The 18,152-nt window shown below is 71.5% G+C and carries 18 protein-coding genes; 2 read left to right on the top strand and 16 right to left on the bottom strand.

The window, feature by feature from the left end:
• A partial coding sequence (locus tag ACFY15_RS33185) for a hypothetical protein (protein WP_390826683.1) occupies positions 1–208 on the top strand: 208 nt, incomplete at its 5' end.
• Positions 209–513: 305 nt separating this feature from the next.
• Here ACFY15_RS33185 and ACFY15_RS33180 read toward each other — a convergent pair.
• Positions 514–2,424 carry a hypothetical protein gene (locus ACFY15_RS33180; RefSeq protein ID WP_390826682.1) on the bottom strand — a complete coding sequence of 637 codons (1,911 nt, stop codon included), beginning with the start codon at positions 2,422–2,424 and terminating at the stop codon, positions 514–516.
• Positions 2,425–2,787: 363 nt separating this feature from the next.
• Between ACFY15_RS33180 and ACFY15_RS33175 the strand changes: the two genes are divergently transcribed.
• Positions 2,788–4,503: a hypothetical protein gene (locus ACFY15_RS33175; RefSeq protein WP_390826681.1), complete on the top strand. Its 1,716-nt coding sequence runs from the start codon at positions 2,788–2,790 to the stop codon at positions 4,501–4,503.
• Between the two features lie 145 nt (positions 4,504–4,648).
• Here the strand turns inward: ACFY15_RS33175 and ACFY15_RS33170 are convergent, their stop codons facing one another.
• The 15 genes from ACFY15_RS33170 to ACFY15_RS33100 form a co-directional block, all read right to left on the bottom strand.
• Positions 4,649–5,701: a collagen binding domain-containing protein gene (locus ACFY15_RS33170; RefSeq protein ID WP_390826680.1), complete on the bottom strand. Its 1,053-nt coding sequence runs from the start codon at positions 5,699–5,701 to the stop codon at positions 4,649–4,651.
• A gap of 78 nt (positions 5,702–5,779) precedes the next feature.
• Positions 5,780–7,468, bottom strand: a complete 1,689-nt coding sequence (locus ACFY15_RS33165; protein ID WP_390826679.1) for a SpaA isopeptide-forming pilin-related protein — start codon at positions 7,466–7,468, stop codon at positions 5,780–5,782.
• A gap of 102 nt (positions 7,469–7,570) precedes the next feature.
• Entirely contained in the window at positions 7,571–8,047 is a 477-nt protein-coding gene (locus tag ACFY15_RS33160; RefSeq protein WP_390826678.1) for a hypothetical protein, read from the bottom strand.
• Between the two features lie 20 nt (positions 8,048–8,067).
• Positions 8,068–8,877: a DUF317 domain-containing protein gene (locus ACFY15_RS33155; RefSeq protein WP_390826677.1), complete on the bottom strand. Its 810-nt coding sequence runs from the start codon at positions 8,875–8,877 to the stop codon at positions 8,068–8,070.
• A 67-nt stretch (positions 8,878–8,944) separates the two neighbouring features.
• Positions 8,945–10,153 carry a hypothetical protein gene (locus ACFY15_RS33150; protein WP_390826676.1) on the bottom strand — a complete coding sequence of 403 codons (1,209 nt, stop codon included), beginning with the start codon at positions 10,151–10,153 and terminating at the stop codon, positions 8,945–8,947.
• Positions 10,154–10,188: 35 nt separating this feature from the next.
• Entirely contained in the window at positions 10,189–11,448 is a 1,260-nt protein-coding gene (locus tag ACFY15_RS33145; RefSeq protein ID WP_390826675.1) for an MFS transporter, read from the bottom strand.
• Positions 11,449–11,531: 83 nt separating this feature from the next.
• Positions 11,532–12,827: an MFS transporter gene (locus ACFY15_RS33140; RefSeq protein WP_390826674.1), complete on the bottom strand. Its 1,296-nt coding sequence runs from the start codon at positions 12,825–12,827 to the stop codon at positions 11,532–11,534.
• Between the two features lie 97 nt (positions 12,828–12,924).
• Positions 12,925–13,782, bottom strand: a complete 858-nt coding sequence (locus ACFY15_RS33135) for a winged helix-turn-helix transcriptional regulator (protein WP_390826673.1) — start codon at positions 13,780–13,782, stop codon at positions 12,925–12,927.
• Between the two features lie 43 nt (positions 13,783–13,825).
• The gene (locus ACFY15_RS33130) at positions 13,826–14,251 is read right to left on the bottom strand and encodes a hypothetical protein (protein ID WP_390826672.1); all 426 of its coding nucleotides are present in this window, start codon (positions 14,249–14,251) and stop codon (positions 13,826–13,828) included.
• Entirely contained in the window at positions 14,252–14,695 is a 444-nt protein-coding gene (locus ACFY15_RS33125) for a hypothetical protein (RefSeq protein WP_390826671.1), read from the bottom strand.
• A complete protein-coding gene (locus ACFY15_RS33120) occupies positions 14,692–15,135 on the bottom strand; it encodes a hypothetical protein (RefSeq protein WP_390826670.1) in 444 nt (147 codons plus the stop codon). Before ACFY15_RS33120 ends, ACFY15_RS33125 begins: the two co-directional genes overlap by 4 nt.
• Positions 15,136–15,173: 38 nt before the next feature.
• On the bottom strand, positions 15,174–15,479 hold the full coding sequence (locus ACFY15_RS33115) for an SH3 domain-containing protein (protein WP_390826669.1): 306 nt from the start codon (positions 15,477–15,479) through the stop codon (positions 15,174–15,176).
• 162 nt (positions 15,480–15,641) lie between these two features.
• Complete coding sequence (locus ACFY15_RS33110) at positions 15,642–16,349, bottom strand: hypothetical protein (protein ID WP_390826668.1); 708 nt, start codon at positions 16,347–16,349, stop codon at positions 15,642–15,644.
• A gap of 56 nt (positions 16,350–16,405) precedes the next feature.
• Positions 16,406–17,080 (bottom strand): hypothetical protein, encoded by a 675-nt coding sequence (locus ACFY15_RS33105; protein ID WP_390826667.1) that lies wholly within the window; start codon positions 17,078–17,080, stop codon positions 16,406–16,408.
• Entirely contained in the window at positions 17,077–17,715 is a 639-nt protein-coding gene (locus ACFY15_RS33100) for a DUF3631 domain-containing protein (RefSeq protein ID WP_390826666.1), read from the bottom strand. The genes ACFY15_RS33105 and ACFY15_RS33100 overlap by 4 nt, the downstream gene beginning before the upstream one ends.
• Positions 17,716–18,152: the final 437 nt, after the last annotated feature.

Here is an 18,152-nt window from a genome sequence, read left to right as displayed (position 1 = left end):
ACGGGTTCTTCTTGGTCGAAAACCCATCTACCAGGGGCTTCACCCGTCTGTCAGCCGAACTGACCAACCCGGCCCGCAGGTTGGAAAAGGCTCACCGATTGGCCGTATCGACTTCCACACCTTCGGAGCGTACTTGTCCTCCCCGCTCACCGCTGCAGCGATCTCTCCCTTCGTCCGCAACCCGACAATCCCGGACCAGATCGCCTGAGATTTCGGCAGTGCGCGTCGTCTCAGATGATCCGTCGTCGCAGGTAACGCCCCTGCAATCAGGAGCGCGCTCACCTCGCACGACTTGATTAATTGTCAAACGACTCGATTGGATGGCAGAGGACAACTCGACCTTGGGGCGATGCTGCAGGTTTTCATTTCTTGTGTCCCATTCTCATTCCCCATGGCCGGTGTCTGGGAACTGGAGATGAGACCTGCCGGTCGAGGTGACTGAGTGAGGCCACCGCTTATGCGACGGCAATTGAAGGATCTCGGCCATCAGGGCACCGGTGTATACCGGCCGCTTCAGCCATTCTCCCGGCGAGACTGGCCCTGCGGCGGTCGCGGCAGAGCGTCGGCGAGCGGCTTCAGCGCTGCTTCCAGCAGGTCGGACTGCCGAACGGGTCGGTTGGGATGCAACCGCATGACATGGAAGATGTGGTCGCGTACGGCGGCGTTGCGCAGGCTGCCGGACTGTTTGCTGCGCAGGATGTCCAGCATGCTGGGGCCGGACTCCTCCTGGATGCCTTCGATCATTTCTAGCTCTTCGATGTCCACGATTTCCACCGGATCGGTGTCCGGTGCCTGAAACAGTCCGCGTGCGCGGGCGCGCTCACGGATCACGGTGAGGGTGACCGGGTTGACGGGGAAGCCCTCGGGCAGCACGAGCAGCGGCAGGTAGCGACGGTCGGCGATAGCCGACGTGCCGGTGAGCGCGGCTTCGTCGCGGCGCAGTGCGGCGATGGTCGCGTCGATCTGATCGAGTTCCTCGAGGAGCTTGTCTATGTCCTCGATCTGTGACTCGCCGGGAACGGCGGTGACGGCTTCACGGCGCAGCTGGGAGGTCGTGACCTCGATGACGATCCAGGTGCCGGGGTAGTCGATCGCGGCGTCAGCGATGCGCTGTCCCTGGGCGGTGAAGGCCACCCTGAGCTCCGCGTCGTCGTAGACCCGACGAGTGGTGCCTTCGTCGCCCGTGATCTTGTGCAGGACTTCACTGACGTAGACCTCGCTGAGGTGGCGCAGGGTCGACTCGGCCCGGGCCGCAAGCTTTCGGTGGCCAGCGGGCTTGGTGTGCCCCGGCGGCGGAAACTTGATATCCCACATCGGCAGCCATCCGAAGGCGCGGTTGAGCAGGTGGCGGGGGTCGAGGATGAGCAGCCGGTCTTCAGACAGACGGAGGACCGGCCACTGCTGGAAGGGGTCGAAAGACCATTCGGTGCGATGTGCAGGCAGTTGGCTACGCACCGCCTCCCGCATTCCCGGCAGGTCGGTGCTGATCAGCGCTAGCGCCGCCTCGACCTGCTCGGTGGGTATGTTTAGGACGGCCAGTTCACCCGGTTCGATGACGAAACGGCCGGAGGTGGTGACCATCCACAGGTAGCCGGCGACGGCCGCCAGGGACTCGAACTGGACACCCGTGCTATCCCGGTAGGCCTGGCTGAGGTCGACGACGCCCGGCTCGCCCTGGTGTTCGGTCGGCAGCTGCAGCCAGCGGCGCGCATAGCGGGCCAGGAATCCCGCGACGGACCAGTTGTGGTTGAAGTGCTGGTTGGCGATGAGCTCCCGGCCCAGCGTGCCAGGCCGGTCCCCGATGATGGTCGGGCCGGAGTCGGGGAACACCCCCATCGTCTGGGTGAGGGCGAACAAGGCGCCCACGACGTCGCCCTCTTCCATGACTTCGGGGGGCAGGGCATCCGGCGAGGTCTCCATGGCCATGCGGGCCAAGAGCATGAAGGCCTGGGGTACGAGGAGTCGGCGGGTCTTGTCTTGGAGCAGGTTAAGAACACGACTACGGACCGGTTCATTGAACACCAGGTCGACAAACCCATGGTCGACTGAGGCGACGGATGCACCCGGAACGGCCAGGGCGTTGAGGACCATGGCACAGAAACGTAGAACGCCTTCCAGGGGCAGGCGCTGCAGCTGGCTTTCGGTGTAGCCGGAAGTCAGCCGGAACCCGAAGATCTCTTCCGGGGTGAGGAAGACCGCGGTCAGATCGATCGGTGCTGGCTCCTGGGACGAGGCCGGGACCCACAACCCACTGGGGCGTTCGTTCCAGCGCGGGACGAGAGCCGTCGCGGTCGATCCCTGCAGCACCGGGTTTCCTGCCGACGGGTCGGCCAGATAGCTGGTCCGCAGGGAGGCAGGCTCGACCTCGGCAAGCATCTGGCTCATGGCCTCGATCTGCTGGGCGAGGCGGACTCCGGCGTCCATCGGCGCTCCCCTTGTACACATACCGCTGGCCATGGACTCGCCTGCCAGCATAACGATCTAGCGGTCACAGGATCGATGGCGAGGAGGGTCGGAGCCAAGCGAATACCCCCAAGGCATGCCTTATCCGGGTCCAAATGGGACAAGATCGTGAGACGTGACGTCGTGGCCCTCAAGTGAGATGTATGAGAAAGCCCCAGGCCACCGCAGCGAAGCGGAACACTTCATTTGGGAACCCACAGGTGCACTCGTCCGGTCTCGGGCACGGTCCCACCTCGGCCGTCGCGCCCTGACTGATGCCCCAGCACAGCCGAAGGAGTGCGGGGCCGCTGACAAGAAGGGAGGTTTGAGGGAGGATCGGGCGATGTGACGCAGGTACAGGCAACAGTCCTGAAAAAGTTGGACAGCGCGAGCAACCCGTTCACCTCCTACCAGGAGATGGTCACCGCTCTGGCGGCTGCCGTCGGCGAGGAGGGGCGGACCGAGGCTGAGGTGGACCACCTGCATGCGCTGTGCGCGGCGATGCTCTTCTTCCGCCAGCCCGACGGTGCACTGAAGGGCTCCTACCAGGGGCCGGGGCCTGAGCCCTGGCCAACCTCGGCGAACCAGCTTCCTCCCGAGGTCCATGCTGTCTGGACCCCGTACGCGGACACGGCTGGCCATCCGATGGTGCGCGCCCGCCTGCACCACCTTCTGTGGGAGGCCCGACACGGAGGCCGTCCCATCGACCACGTGTCGGCGGCCATCGCCAGCTACCGCGAGGCCGTCGCCGTGCTCCTGGCCGACAAAGGGGACCGCGCCGTCAGTGCTCGGTGCAAGGCGGTCGATGCCCTGCTAGCCGCGCACGAGCTTGCCGCCAGGCTCCGCCAACCGCAGCTGGCGGATATCGCCACCGAGATGATCGGACTCGCCGACACTGCCCTCCACTGGCCGGAACCCTCCCCAGGCATCGTCCACGCTGCGATCGAGCCCCTCTTGGCGGACAAGAACCTTCACGAGCTGATCCGCCCCGTGCTGGAGCGTGCCGTCGACCGCTTCCGCGCGGACTCCCATAACCACATCGGATCCCTGCAGATGATGCGCCGCATCGAGCCCGACCCTGCCGACCAGCAGCAGATCGACCAGCGGATCCTCGCTGCCTACACCGACCACGCCGAGCAGCTCGACGGGCTCCCCAAGCTGATGCGGCTCGAAGAGGCCGCCGCGTTCGCACGCGACCACGGGTTGACCGATGCCTTGGACGAGATCCGGCGTACACAGCAGAAGCTCCGTCCCAAGGACCTGGGCCTGACCCGAACGATCACTCCGTTCCAGTTCCCGACGGTGCTGGTCGACGCCGCCCGCGCGGCCATCAACTCCGCTGCCGACCTCCCTGCAGCTCTGCGGACCATCGCCACCGCGGTCCCCGTCCTGGCAGACCCGATCGACGCCGAGCAGCACGGACTGCTTCGCTTGCCGACGGCACACCTGAACTTGAACGGCCCGGTGGTCACCGCGTTCTCGGAGGAGGGCATCGCCGCGGGAACCGGCCGGACGGATGCCCACGTCTTCTCCCTGGGCATCCACGGCGTCCTCATCGAGGCCCAGCTCGACCAGCTCCACGAGCGTTTCGCCCCTACTGAGGAGCAGCTGCTCGACCAGCTCACCAACCCGCCGCTCGCGCCGGCCACCCGCATGCGAGGACTGGCCCGCGCCCTGCGCGCCTTCTGGGAGCACGATGACGATGTCGCGATCACCCTGGTCCTGCCACGCATCGAGGGTCTGCTGCGTCGCCGGATTCAGGCCGCCGACGTCGCCTTCATCCAGCACCAGCAAGGCGGCCGGCCGGGCCAGGTCAGCCAACTCGGGTCCCTCATCACGGACATGGACAAGGCCGGATACCCCGAGCCCTGGCCGACGGTCTTCCGGACGCTCGTTGGCGGGCCCACCGACGGCATGAACCTACGCAACAAGGTTCTCCACGACCTGGTGGATACCCCACCCCGCCACCAAGTTGCCCTGGTGATCCAGGCCGCGCTCTCCTTGCTCTTCGTGCCGCTGGAAGACCCTGCTGACTCTGGCTCCCCGGCCGCAGACGACTGAACGCTCCCGAAGCACAAGCAGCCGTAACCCGATTGGCGATGCGCAACCGGCGGCGGCGTTGCTGGCAGCACCGCACCGGCCACGGGGGCGAAAACGCAGTCGGCCCCAGGAACCTGTCTGGTTCCCGGGGCCGGCGGTGGTGAGGTCAGTTGTCGTCGGTGCGCCGGTGCTGGCCGGTGCCGGTCTCGCTCTCGTCGTTCTTACGGCGGCGTGCGGCGTAGACGGCGCCGCCTCCGGCGGCGAGGAGGAGGCCGCCGATTGCCAGGAGCCATCCATTGGTGCTGTCGGCGCCGGTGTGGGCGAGGGAGCCTTCGGGCTTGGCGTCGGGTGCGGTGGGGGTCGAGGTGGCGGTGCCTATCTCCGGGCTGCTGGAGGGGGATGCGGCGTCGGTCGGCTCCCCGGTGCCGGTCGAGGACGAGCTGGTCGGCGTGGGCTGAGAGGTGGGGTCGCCGGTGGGCTTGGCCGTCGGCTTGCCGGTCGGTTCCTCGGTGGGCTTGGTCTTGGCCGCGTTCGTGAAGGCCGCGGTGGTCTCGGCGCCGGGCTTGGCCGTAATCTCGACCGGGGTGGTCTCCAGCAGGTAGCCGTCCGGGGCCTTGGTCTCGATGGCGGTGTAGGCGCTGCCGGTCTTCTTGCCGACGGGGAGGGGAGCCTTGGCGGTGCCGTCCGGGCCGGTGGTGAGGGTGAAGGCGCCCTTGTCGTCCTTGGCGTCCTTCGGGGCGATGTTGACTATGGCTCCGGCCAGGCCCTTTCCGGTGGCCTTGTCGGTGACCTTGAGGGTGAGGCCGGCGGACTTGTACGGGTCGGTGATCGCCAGGACCTTGGGGTCACCGGGTGCGACGACGACGTCCTGGTCGGGGACGGTACCCAGCAGCGGGCTGCCGGAGGCGGTCTCCTTGAGGCGTACGACGCCGGGGGCGAGGTCGGAGAAGGCCAGGGTGCCGTCGGAGCCGGTCTTGCCCTCGGCGAGCGTCTTGCCCGCGGAGTCGAGCAGCTGGAATGCGGCTCCGGGGGCGGGCTGGCCTTCGGGGTCCGTCTTGACGATGCGCAGTCCGGCCTTGTCCGCCGGCGCCGGGTCGCCCTGGTCCTTGAGGGCTTCGGCGGACGGGGACGGGGCTGCGGTGGCACTGGTGGCCGGGCTGGTCAGGACGGTGGCGGCGGTCAGAGCGAGCGCGGTGAACAGGAGGGGACGGTGCTTCATCAGGGTGCTCCGGGCGGGATCGTGCGGTGCGGGACGGTGTAGCGCGGGCTCCGAAAGCGGGCCCGGCAGCGCGAGGGGTCAGCTGGGGTCGTCGCCTGTACGGCGGCGGCGGTTGATCAGGTAGAGGCCGCCTCCTGCGGCGAGCAGGACGGTGGCTCCGCCGGCCAGCCAGGTGGTGGCGTCGGCGCCGGTGTGGGCGAGGGATCCGGGCGGCGTCGTCGGCGGGGTGGTGGCCGGGGGTGTCGCGGGCGGGGTGCTCGGGCTCGGCGGCGTGGTCGCGGTGGGCTGGTCGGCGAGGGTGACGGTGACGTCGGCGCCGGGCCGGGCGGTGAACGCGACCGGTGTGGCATCGAGTTGGTAGCCCTCGGGGGCCTTGGTCTCGCCGGCCCAGTAGCGGGTGCCCGCCTTGAGCGTGACATCGAGGGAGACGGCCGCGGTGCCGTCGGTCCCGGTGGTGAGGCTGGTGATCACCTTGCCGGGGGTGTGCTTGCCGGTCTTGTCCGTCTCGTCGGCGCGGATGGCGATGACCGCGCCCGGCAGGGTCTTGCCGGTGTTCTTGTCGGTCTTCTTCACCGACAGGCGGGCCTTCTTGAACGGGTCGACGAGGTCGAGAGGGTTGGCCTGGGCGGTGCGTCCGGCGGTGATCGTGATGGTCTGCTCGGGGACCAGGTCGTGGACGGGGCTGCCGGAGGAGGTCTCGCGCAGCCGGTAGGTGCCGGCGGGGAGCTTGTCGAAGACGAGGCTGCCCTGTTCATCCGTCTTGCCTGCGGCGACCTGCTTGCCGTCGGAGTCCAGGAGCTGGAACGCGGCGCCGACCAGGCGGGTGCCTTCGGGGTCCTTCTTGCGGATCGTCACGCCACCGGTGGCCTCGCCGACGGTGATGGCGGCGGAGTCCTTGACGCTGGTGGTGCCCCCTGCGAGCAGCATCCGCTGGGCGGCCGGGTTCTTGGGCGTGAGGACCTGCAGCCCGATAGCGGGCAGCCCCTCGGCCGTCGCGGTGACGCTGGCGGTCCCGGGCTTCTCGGCGGTGAACTCCCAGGCACCCGTGCCGTTGTCGTTCGTGGTGACCTTGCCGGAGGCGGTGCCTGAGCCCGACTCGGAGAGCGTGACGGCAACCTTCGGGACCGGCGTGCCGACGGTGGTGGTGACCTTGACCGCGACGGAGACCTTCGTCCCGGCAGTGGTGGTCTTCACGGACGGCGTGATCTGGAGGGTGTAGGGGCCCGCGAGCTTCTTGGCCTCGGCGACGTAGCCCTGGGCGAGGGTGCGGGCGGTCGGGGAGACGACCGGGTACGCCAGGCGCTGCTTGCCGCGGTCGCCGTCGAGGGCGTAGGTGCCGCCGGCCAGGTACTCGTACACCACAGCGTCGACCGCGGCGGCCTGGGCGTTGTCGCGGGTCTGCCCGTACTTGCCGATCACGTAGGCGGCCTGTGCCAGGTTCTCCTTGGTGACGGACTTCCCGGTCACTGACGACGTCCAGGACGGGACCGGCTGCGGATCGCCGTAGCCTCCGGCATCGGCCGGGCCCTTGCGTTCGGGGTCGGCGCAGTAGGTCTCGGTGTCGCCGTGGACGGCCGGGCCGGGCGGGCCGTAGGCGCCGATGTGGCTGGAGGCCGCGTGCCCGTCGGAGTCCGGAATGGTGTAGCCGGGGCCCAGTACCACGGGGGCGTCCGGGGCGGCCACGGCCTGCGCGGGCAGCAGGGTGCCGGCGGCCAGGGCGGCGACGGCGACGGCCAGGTGAACGGGTCGGGCGAGGCGAACGCTCATATGTGGGAAGAGGTCCTGTCGGTGAAGAAGGGAATGAGGGTGCGGACGCTGGTGCGTCAGCGAATGCCGGGGTCGGCGGCAGCAGACGGGCGGGGGATCCGCTTACCGTGCCCGGGCCGGGGAGGTCCGGGCCTGCGGCACCGGAGCCGTGAGGGGAGGCGGTCCAGTGCGTACCGGCGGGGCGCCGGGGATCCACAGGCGTACGTACTGGTCGATCGCGGCTCGCAGCCGGGTGACGTTGATACCGACCCACGGCGCGTGCTCGCTGTGGGTCCAGTCGGTGAAGGTGCCGTACCCGTCCTGGCCGGGCTTCTTGTCGCGGCGCCGGTCGCGGACCTCGAAGGCGCCGTACTCGGCGAAGCGCAGCACGGCGGTGTCGATCCGCCCCTGTTCCAGGTGCACGACCTGCAGGCGCAGCCCGTCGTAGCGCCCGGCGTAGATCGTGGGGGCGAAGTCGATGCGCAGCCGCAGCGGGAGGTCCGGTACGGGGGCGGCGTAGTAGGCGTCGCCGACGACGGCGGCCTCCGGGTACGGCAGCGTGAGGTGGTCGGCGAACAGCTGCTCGGTGAACAGGGCCACAGGGCTTCCTCGTTGGTCGGTCAGCGCCGTACGGCGGGGCGCGCGGGCAGGGCGGCGGAGGGGGTGGTGGCGGTGCTCCAGCGCGGAATGCTGCCGACCGGGAGGGGCGGGCGGACTCCGAGGCGGGGACGGAGGTCGCGCGGAGTCGGCACCGGCGGGCGGGGCGGTACCACCGGCGTGAGGCTGGCGCGGGCGGCGAGCTCGGGGTGGAGGCTCTCGCGCCAACGGGCCGCGGGAGTCGGATCGGTGAACGCTCCCGCTGTCGCGGCGATGAGGTGGGAGGGCGTACGGCGACTGAAGGTGATCTCCGCGCGGGTGCCCCAGCCCGGCGGGCCGGCCCACAGCTGCGTCCCGTCCTCCAGGTCGCGGCGCGAGCGGTTGATGTAGACCCCCGCATTGCGGTCCGGGGCAGCCAGCTCCACGGTGCCGACCTCGGCGCCCGTGCGCTCCCAGCCGGCCGCGACCAGCGGTGCCACGCTGTCAGCCCAGTACGGCGACGGGGCCGCAAGGAAACGGTCCTGGCCGTCGGCCCAGTCCTGGGCGAGCGCGGCGGTCAGGGCCGCGACGAGCTCGGGCGGGGTGTTCTGGTTGACGATCGCGGTCCACTGGGGGCCGGAGACGGCGTCCGGCGCGGCGCTGATGGTCCACAGGTCGTAGTCGTCTCCGGCCCAGCCGATCCGGATGCGGTGGTCCGGGCTGGTCACGACGAGCTGGTGCGGGCCTTCGTCGAGGTGGTGGTGGGGCCAGTGCGCGACGGGCGCGAAACCGGCATCGCCGTAGCCGGGTGATCCGGCGAGGTATCGGGGCGTGACGTGAACATCGCCGTCCACGGGAGTAGCGGCGGTGGTTCGGGGGGCGGGTGCGGGCAAGGGCGTCTCCTGGCGGAAGGGGTGGCGGTCAGCGGGCGGCGAGGGCAGCGGTCGCGGCGCGGGCCGGGCGGGGCGCGATCGCGGAGGGCAGGACGATGTCCGGCCTGCGGATGGCGGCCAGGTCGGCGAGGACCTCCCGCTTGGCCTGGGCGCGCAGGGCCGGGGTGAAGACGTCCTCCTCGAGCCTGCCGTCCGCGGTGGCGTACGGGCGGAGCCGGGCCAGGATGCGGGCGGCGGCGGCCGGGTGCTCGGCGACGAGGCGGTCGAGGGCTGCGTCCAGGGCCTGGCTTCGCAGGTCGTGGTCGGGAGCGGCGCGGCGCCGGTCGGTGACCGTTCCCGCGTACTGGTGGATCAGGCGGGTGTGTTCGGCCCGGCGCTGCCAGATCGCGACGAGGAACCGGCGCGCGTTGAGGATCTTGAAGGCGTCCTGTTCGGGCATGTGGAAGAAGTCGCTGGGCAGGGCACCCAGGGCGGAGGGGCTGGAGGCGCGGGCCACCGGCACGGTCAGGGCGGCGAGTTCTTCCAGTGCCGTGTTCCAGCGCTGCTGCAGCAGCGGGTGGCGCAGCGCGGGGTCGCGGTCGTTCTGGTCGCGGGCGTCGTCAGCGACGGCGCTGCGGAAGGCCACAACGCCCCTGGCCAGCAGCTGCTCTACGCCCGGCGTGCTGGGGGCGGTGAGGTGGCCATCGGCCCAGCCCTCTTCGATCGTGTCGAAGATGTCCTTGGCGAGCGGGCGTACGGGCAGGCCCGCGTCGGCCTGGGCCTGGGCAAGGAGCTGGGTGAAGCGGGCGGGGTAGGCGTGGGCGAGCCAGCCTCGGGCGGTGGTGACCGTATCGGTGGACGCAGTCCCCGCGGCAACGTCGCGCGCACGGTTCTCGGCTCGGCGCAGCGCGGCGGCTTCCCGGTGGACCTGGTGGCGGGCGGTGCGTACCTGCCGCAGCTGGCGGGAGGTACGGGCGGCGCGCGGGTCTCGGCGGTAGGTCATCCGCTCGACGGCGACCTGCAGGTCGCCCTCGGCGAAGGTGAGCGCATCGCGCAGGTCGTGGAGGCGGCCGGGAGCGTGGAGGAGGCCGTGCTGGGCGGGGCGCAGGTAGCCGGCGGCGTCGGCTATCGCGGCCGTCACCAGGTGATCGAAGCGGTCCTGCAGGTAGTCGGAGAACGCCGTGTCGTCGAGGTCGGCGACTTCGCGCAGGCGGAGGCGTCGGTGCTGCAGCTGGGGGGCGTCGGAGGTCGCGGGCATGGTGGTCCTTTTCGAGGGGTCGGGGGCTGGGGCGGTCAGGCGGGGACCGGGCGGCGGGCGGCCGGATGGGTGCGGAGTTTCGCGAAGGACACGGCCAAGCCGGCGGCCTGCAGGACGGCGCAGGCGGTGATGGCGTGGCCGAGCAGGTCGGGCGGAATGAGCGCGACCAGGGCTCCGGCGAGGGGGAACGGAGCGAGCAGCAGCAGGATGATCAGGCTGAGGGTGCTGCCGAACACCTCGGCGGGGACGAGGTGGGCGCGCAGGGTGCGCAGCACCACGGTCATGCCCGCCTCGCCGGCCATCAGCAGCGCCACCAGGACCAGGAAGGTGGTGTAGGTGTCGGCGGCTGCCAGGGCCAAGCAGGCCAGGGAGGCGAGTGCGGCTGCGGTGGCGCCGACCGGCCACAGACCGGTCCGGTCGATCGCGAACCGGGCGAGGGCGACCATGGCCAGGGAGGCGACGGCGGCGGCCGACCAGACAAGGCCGACCTGGCTGCTGGTGCCGCCGAGCTGCTGGATGACCAGGACGGGACCGGCTGCCTGCACGAGCCCGATCGCGGTGTTCGACAGCACCAGTCCGACGCACAGCCAGCCCAGAGCGGGCAGCGAGCGCAGGGTCCGCCATCCGATCTGGAGTCCCTGGGCGACGGGGATTGGGGCGTCCTGGGGCCAGGCGGGGCGCTGGCGCGGGGCCAGGGCCGCGCCGAGCAGGGAGCAGGCGGCGATGGTCAGGAGCATGCCGGTGGCACCGGTGTACTGCAGCAGGACACCAGCCAGGGCCGGGCCGGCCAGCGTGGCGCCCTGGTCAATGCCGAGCAGGACGGCCTGGACGCGGTGGGCGTGGCCCCCGGCGTCCCGGCTCGCGGCGCCGCCCGCGGTCTCGGCCGCGATGTAGGAGAACTCCGTGAGGACGCCGGTCAACGCGGCGAGCAGCATGACCGTGGCGATGGCGGCGGTGCCGCCGACGGTGGGGAGCACGAGGGCGGCGGCCAGGACGACGAGCGCGCGCAGGACCGAGGCGATGCGCAGGACCCGGGTGCTGCCGAAGCGGTCCACGGCGGCGCCGGCGAGGGCGAACGCGCCGAGGCGGGGCACCCATTCGAGCATGAAGGCGATGCCGGTCAGGGTGGCCGAGTCGGTGACGGCCAGGACCAGCAGCGGGATGCCGTACGTGCTCATCGCGAAGGCCGCGGCATCGGCGGTGCGCGGGACGTAGACACCGCGTACGGGTCCGAATGCGGGGACGCGGACGTGTCGGCCGGTGGGTGGCCGCAGGGCGGCGTGCTTGGGAGGCATCGTGTTTCCGGGGAGGGTGGGACGGATACGTTCGGGGGCCGGACCGTCGGGGTGGTGACCGTCGGCCCGGGCGGCAACGGCCGTTAGTGGCCGGGGCCGTGAGCGGGCGCAGGGAATGCGTCGTGCGGGAGTGGGGCGTGCTGCCGGGAGCGGCGCGGGCGCCGGTGGCGGCCCAGGCGGCGGCCGGGGCCGAGCTTGGGGCGGGCCACGATCAGCACGGTCAGTGCGGTGGCGGCACCGGTCGCAGGCAGGGCGGCGAGGGCCTGCGGGCTGTGCGAGAGGGCTCCGGCGAGCGCGGTACCAGCGGCCTGTCCCGTGCCGACGGAGAGGATCAGCCAGGCATACGCCTCGGTGGTGCGGGAGGCGGGGGCCAGGGCGTCCACCGTGTGGAACCCATTGGTGATGATCAAGGTGAGGAACAGCCCTGGTATCCCGGCGAGGGCGACGGCCGCTCGGGGGCCGGGGTCGGCCAGCAGGGGCAGCCAGCCGAGAAGGAACAGCGTGCTGGTGGTGATCAGTTGGGCGATTGTGGTGCCGGGCCACGTCCTGCGGGCGTAGATGAGACCGCCCAGGAAGCTGCCGGTGGAGAACGCGGCCGGCAGTACCCCGGAAAGCGTGGCCATCTGGTGCGTGACCGCCATGTCCGCGGCCCAGACGTTCATCGCGCCGAGCGCAAACCCGGTCCCCGCCAGTGCGATGAACAGCAGGACCAGGCCCGTGCTCATCAGCCGTCCGGTGCCCGAAGGCCCGTCGGCGGCCGGGCGCCAGTACCTCGACGGGCCGGCGCTCAGGACGATGGCCGATCCCGCGAGCCCCAGGGCCGCGGTCGCCCGCAGGGCGATGTCGGGGTTGTGCGCGGTCGCCAGCCACGACGCGAGGAGGGGACCCACGATGTAGAGGAGCCCTTGGGAGCCGGTGTCGAGGGCCTGCACGACGCGGCGCCGCCCCGCATCGGGCAAGACCGCCGGCCACAACGCGCGAAGGCCGGCCTCCAGCGGTGGGGTGATCAGCCCCGCGAACCCCACGACCGCGGTCACGGCCGCCGGCTGTCCGTCCGCCCCGATCCACGGGAGTGCCACCAGGCAGGAGGAGTTGAGCAAGACGGCCGGAACGGAGACGCGGGTCTGCCCGTATCGGTCCATCAGGCGGCCCTTGACCGGCTGCGAGAGACCCGAGGCCAGCCCGTAGATCGCGGCAAGGAGTCCGGCGAAGGCCAGCGACCTGCCGCCCGCAGTGATCCACAAGACCAGCGAGACGGGGACCATGCCGTTGGGCAGACGCCCGATCAGGGTGCCGCCCAGCAGCCGGGCCACGTACCGGCTGCCCAGTACGGCCCCGTACGTGGCCGATGGAGCGGTTGCGGTCGAGCGAGCGGTCAACGAGCGGGGCTTTCCGTCAGGGCTCAGCGCCAGGGCGCCGGGAGCGAAGGGGATACCGGCGGCGGGCGGCCGGAAGGTGGCAGGGAGCGGTGGGGGTTCATCGGCTCGGTCCGCTGGTGGCTGCGGAGAACAGGTCGCCGGGCCGCCAGGCGGTGGCCGGGGCGGGGGCCGGCGGCTGGCGCACGGCGACGGCCTGGCTGGTCTTTCGGGCTTGGTGAGCTGCCCACTGCCCGGAGCGGGCGGCGGCCGGGATACGGGGTGCGCCCCACACGGGGTGGGTCTCGGCGTCCGGGAGCGGGCGGGCGGTCGCCCAGGCCGAAAGGGCCCGGTAGATCGGGGCGAGAGCCTGGCCCGGGGCGGTCAGCTGCAGGGAGGCGACGTCATCGCGGGAGACAGAGACGATGCCGTCGTCAATGAGGCGGCGGATCGGCGAGTAGATCGCGCTGGGACTGTGGTCGGCCATCGCCTCGGCGGAGAGCGCGGCCATGGTCGTGGTCCCGCGGGCCTTGAGGGTCCACAGCAGCACGGTGGCGTGCCGGTGGCCGATCACGGCAAGGGTGTCCTCGGCGTTCTGCGCGGCCGGGATCCGCTCCGGCTCGCTCTTCCCAGTCACGCGGTTGAGGACAAGGTTCTTCTCCAGGTGCGCGTCGCCCCAGCCCGCCAGGGCGGTCAGGGACGGCATCAGTTCCCGGCCGCGGGCGGTCAGGCCGTAGGTGACGTGCAGGCGAGTCTGGGCGGTGCGTTCGACGAGTCCGGCCTCGGACAGGGCCCGCAGCCGGGGGTGGAGCTGGCCGTCCGCGAGCCACGGCAGGTGCTCCTTGAGCTTGGTGTAGCGCAGCGGGCCGGGCTGGGAGGCCAGTGTCATCAGCACCCACACGCTCCAGCGCGGCGCGATCATCTCCAGCGCCTCGGCAACGCGGGGCAGGTCGGTAGAGGGCAGGCGGGCAGCAGCCAAGGCGGGAACTCCAGACAGGCGGGATGGTCGAGAAGGAGGGGGGTCAGCGCGAGCGGGCGGGCTCAGTGGGCGCGGCCGGAGGCTGGGCCGGGGCGACGGCCAGGGCCTGGGGCGCAGCGGATGCCGGTGATGGGGCGTCGGGGACGCGGACCAGGCTGTTCAACACGTCGCCGAGGACCTGGGCGTGGGAGTCGCGGACGGTGACGGCGTGGGCCAGGCGGCGGGTGGCATCGGCGATGAGGGCGACGTCCACGGATTCGATCGCGCGGTCGGGGTGAGTCAGCCGGTGGAGCTGCTCGGCGTGGAAGGTGACGCCGCGGTCGGCGTACTGCAGGGCGTCGAAGCTGTTGAGCAGCGCGTAACGCATGCTGCCGAGCACGGCGTCCGCGGCGAGTTCGGCAACCGGGCGGCCGTAGAGGGCTTCGATCCGCTCGCCCGCCGCGCGGGAGGCAGCGTACGGATCGGGCACTCAGCCTCCCCGGACCGCCGCTCCGCCTCCGGCCCCCGCAGGGACCGGCGGGAGACTGCTGCTCGCAACTGCCGGACGGACCGGGACCGGTGTGGCGAGCGGGCGGACTGCTGGCGGTGGCATCGCGGCGAGCAGCTTGTCCAGGGCGGTCCGGTAGCCGCTGCGCGCTGCCAGCGCCGCCTCCAGCCACTCGGCGTCGAACCGCAGCGCATCGGAACTCAGCGAGTCCAGCTCCGCGTCGGGGGCCATCGCCTCGTGAACGCGGTCACGGACCCGTACGACCTCGGCCTCGGTCAGGGCGAGGAAGACACGCAGCTCCAGGGCCCGGACCAGGGCCGGCGAGGCTCCGGGACGGACCGCACGCTCGTGGAGCTCGTTCAGCGGCCCGCCGAACACGCCCTCCAGGCGGGCGTCCTGGGTACTGGGCCTGCGTCCGTCGCTCATCGGACACCGCCCCGGACCCGCGCGGGCTGTGCCGGAACGGGGGTGGGCAGCGTGGTCGTCACCCGGGGCCCGAAGCGCGGCTGGATGCGGGCCATCTCGGCAGGGGCTTGCAGGAGGAACCGGAGCGTCATGGCCCGGCCGTCACGGGCGGCGACAGCGTGGTTCACCTGGTGGGCCAGCTCCATCACCGGGTCGTCCAGCTGATCCCCCACCGCTGTATCCAGCGCCGAGACCAGGGCGTCCTCGGCCGTCTCCACCGCCTGCTGGGCCTGGGAAAGCAGCCCGTACCAGTGGACCGCCTGGGTGGCACCGGGATGAGCCTGGGGGGCAGCGTGGACGGCCTGGGCTAGCTCGCTCAGGCCGAGGCCGAACTGGGCCTCGATCCGGGCGGCAAACAGGCCGAGCACGTCGCCGTCGAAGACGTCGGGGATGTCGGACACGAAAAGGGGCTCCTGGAAGAAGGGAACGTACGGGCGGGTCAGTTCGGGCGAAGGCCGTCGTCGCGACGGAGGTCACCGTCGTCGACCCAGCCGGTGATGCCCGAGGCGGTGGTGACGTGCAGCCAGGCGCCGTCGGTAACCGAAGCCGTGAACGGCTCACCGCGCCGCAGCACACCCACGGCCGTGGAGTCACCGTCGGCACGGGCATGGACGGCAACGGCGAGCACCGGCTCGGCCCGTCGAGCCGCACGGGGCGCGACGGGGCGGAGTACCGCGGTGGCGGCGGAACGAGATGGGGCGCCGTTCAGGGCGGTGGCGGTGATGGACGCGGGTGTGTAGCACACAGCGGATGGCTCCAGACCAGGCAGAACAACAGGAAGTGACCGCCCTCAGTGGGTCGGTGGTGTTGCAAAGGGTCCGGAGAATCCCCGGTTTCCGAAACCGGGGATCGGCGGCTATGTTGCGCGCCGCCGGACCGCCGGAACGGGCCTGGCCGAGGGCCGGGTTCAGCGTCCTTGAGGCCGTCGGGAGACCGGTGGCACGGATGTCGCCGGGGCGGTTGGGGCCGGGCTGCGGCGTACGGTCGGAGCCGGCGGCGGCAGCGCCGGGGCCTCCTCGTCCGACCACGCCTCCCACCACTCCACGACCGCCGGGTACGTCTCGAAGCCGCCTTCCCTCAGGGTGTGAGTGTTGGAGTCCCAGTCGAACCGCTCCAGCAGGATCCGGAACTCCGGCACCGCCTGGGGGTCAAGGGAGCGCAGCATCACCACCGTCTCCACGGGGTCGCGCATGTCGGCGGTGTAGCTGGCCAGCAGGGCGAAGTGGTCACCGTCGCCGCGGACGCGTGCCTCCAGGGCCCGGGTGAAATCGTCTGCGGGGTCGTGCACACCCTCCGGCGGGTTGAGCGCGTCGAAGGGACAGCCACGGGCTATCAGGTACGACTGAGCCATCGCGTACAGCGGGAGCTCCTTGGAGTCGACCTCGAAGGTGCGGGCGCTCAGGTCACGGGAGACGTGAACGGCGCGGAGCTGCGGGCTCCCCGGAATACCCCAGGTGGCTCCCTCGTCCAGGAGCACGAAGTAGCTGTCGGTGTCCGTGCGGTACTCGCCGAGCACCTTCAAGGAAGAGATGCCGAGATCGTGGCGGTGCTGCTCGTGCCCGTCGTCAGCGGGCCCGAAGCCGTCGAGTTCGTAGTCGGGTTCGTGAAGAGGCACGCGGGGCGAGCTGCTTTCTGCAAGGGCGGGAGGAGACGATCGCGGGCGCCTTGCGGTCAGTGGTGTCGGGCTGGGGCCGGCCAGGATCCGGCCGGGCGGGCGGGCACGGGGGCCGCCATGGCCGGTGAGCGGCGGGTGCCGAGCAGCGCGGTCCGGCCGGTGTCGGTCAAGGTGACCGGCTGGCCGACGGTCAGGGCCCGGGACGTGTCCCGGGTGACCAGCCCGTGGGCCTCCAGGCGCTGGAACGCCGGAAGTTCGACGAGACGGCCCTGGACAGTGCGGACCGAGACCCGGTGGGTGAGGAGGTGCTCGCGCATCGTGCCGCCGCCGGCGAGCGAGAGGAGCGCGGCGAAGTCGCGGGGCGTCAGCTCGTCGTCAGCGGGGGCGGGGGCCGGGGCGGCGGCCTTGACCGCCTCCAAGGCGGCGGCGACGCCCTCATGCAGCCGGTCGCGGGCGGCCGTGGCCTGGGCCAGGTCGTGCACAGTCCGGCGCAGGCGGTCCAGGAGCGGAGTGTTCACGGGGTAGCTGCCGGAGGACAGGCGCGTCAGCACGTTGCGGTGGTAGGCGACCGCGCTCTCCGCTGCCATCAGCTCCTGGTGTACGGCAGCGAGGGCGGCTCGCTCGGGCGGGAGCAGCCCGCGGAGGTGGTCGTGGTGCAGGACGGCCAGGTCGCCGACGACTTGCTCAATGGCGGTGTCCAGGGCGGTTGCCGGGGATTCGCGGGCGGTCACGACGGTCGGCAGTCGCAGTCGGCCGGGATGGCGGCCAGAAGGGCCGAGCGGCGGTAGGACTTGCGGCGCCGGCCGTCGCCGTGGGTGATGTCGCGGCTGGCTACTTCGTACGGGCGCAGCAGGGTGGCCAGGCGGGTCTGGGTGAGGTCGGCGTACGGCCAGCGGCCCTCGGCGATGCCGGGCAGGGTGCGCAGTTCCGCGACGAGGTCGGCGGAGGACAGTGCGTCTGGTCTGCCGTAGCGGGCGAAGGCGTCCAGGCAGGCGGCCAGGATGCACGGGGCGGCGAAGGCGGAGACCGCGTTCTCGGCGGGGCGGCCAAGGACGGTCGCCGGCTGCTCGGAGTCGGTGCACGGCGGGCAGCAGCTGTCGGCACTCAGGAGGTGCGAGACCTGCCGGCCCGCCTTGGCGTGCTCGACGAGCAGATTGCTCAGGTCGTCGAGTTCCTCGTCCTGGGCGGCTTCGGTGGTGGGCTGCGGTCGGCTCGCCCAGGCGCTCAGTTCCGCCTCCACTTCCAGCTGACGTTCGCGAGCGTCCAGCAGGGCCTGGTGGCACGGGTGCGGAGCAGGGCGGGGCTCGAGGAGGGTCGCCATCAGAGCCTGGAGCAGGGAGGAGGACTGGGCGGTGAGGTTGGTCATCGCGAAGGACCCTTCGGGGAAGTCGTGGTGATGCGGGCGGGAGTGGGAAGTCCGGGTACCGGAAACGCCGGGGCCGGAGGCGCAGGCGTGAGTGCCGGACGCGGGCGGACTTGCGGTGAGAGAGAGCGAGCCGCGTACGCGCGGGGCCCGGCCGCAGGGCGGGGCCGACCAACGCGGGCCCGGACGGTGTCGTAGATGTCGTGCTTGGCACGGGGGCGTACAGCGACGACGTGGATGTCCGTGGGGTGGCTAGACCCGGGCAGGGCCGGGCGGTGGGCGTAAACGATGCGCCACTCGACGCGGGAGCCGAGGTAGAGCTTGCGGTACCCGGACAGCTCCCCGGTCAGCTTGCCGCCCCTCACCTGGGCGCGGACCACGTCTTGGATGAGGGCGAGCCCCAGGTCCCGCATGTCGCCCGGGGCGGCCAACAGGTCGTT

This window comes from Streptomyces sp. NPDC001373, assembly GCF_042895815.1.
In the GTDB taxonomy this organism is placed as follows: Bacteria; Actinomycetota; Actinomycetes; order Streptomycetales; family Streptomycetaceae; genus Streptomyces.
This window is presented reverse-complemented; position numbering and strand designations above follow the sequence as displayed.

Coding starts and splice junctions, on each gene's coding strand:
- ACFY15_RS33180 (WP_390826682.1), bottom strand. CDS start 2,424: ATGGACGCCGGAGTCCGCCTCGCCCAGCAGATCGAGGCCATGAGCCAG.
- ACFY15_RS33145 (WP_390826675.1), bottom strand. CDS start 11,448: ATGCCTCCCAAGCACGCCGCCCTGCGGCCACCCACCGGCCGACACGTC.
- ACFY15_RS33100 (WP_390826666.1), bottom strand. CDS start 17,715: ATGACCAACCTCACCGCCCAGTCCTCCTCCCTGCTCCAGGCTCTGATG.
- ACFY15_RS33150 (WP_390826676.1), bottom strand. CDS start 10,153: ATGCCCGCGACCTCCGACGCCCCCCAGCTGCAGCACCGACGCCTCCGC.
- ACFY15_RS33170 (WP_390826680.1), bottom strand. CDS start 5,701: ATGAAGCACCGTCCCCTCCTGTTCACCGCGCTCGCTCTGACCGCCGCC.
- ACFY15_RS33125 (WP_390826671.1), bottom strand. CDS start 14,695: ATGAGCGACGGACGCAGGCCCAGTACCCAGGACGCCCGCCTGGAGGGC.
- ACFY15_RS33165 (WP_390826679.1), bottom strand. CDS start 7,468: ATGAGCGTTCGCCTCGCCCGACCCGTTCACCTGGCCGTCGCCGTCGCC.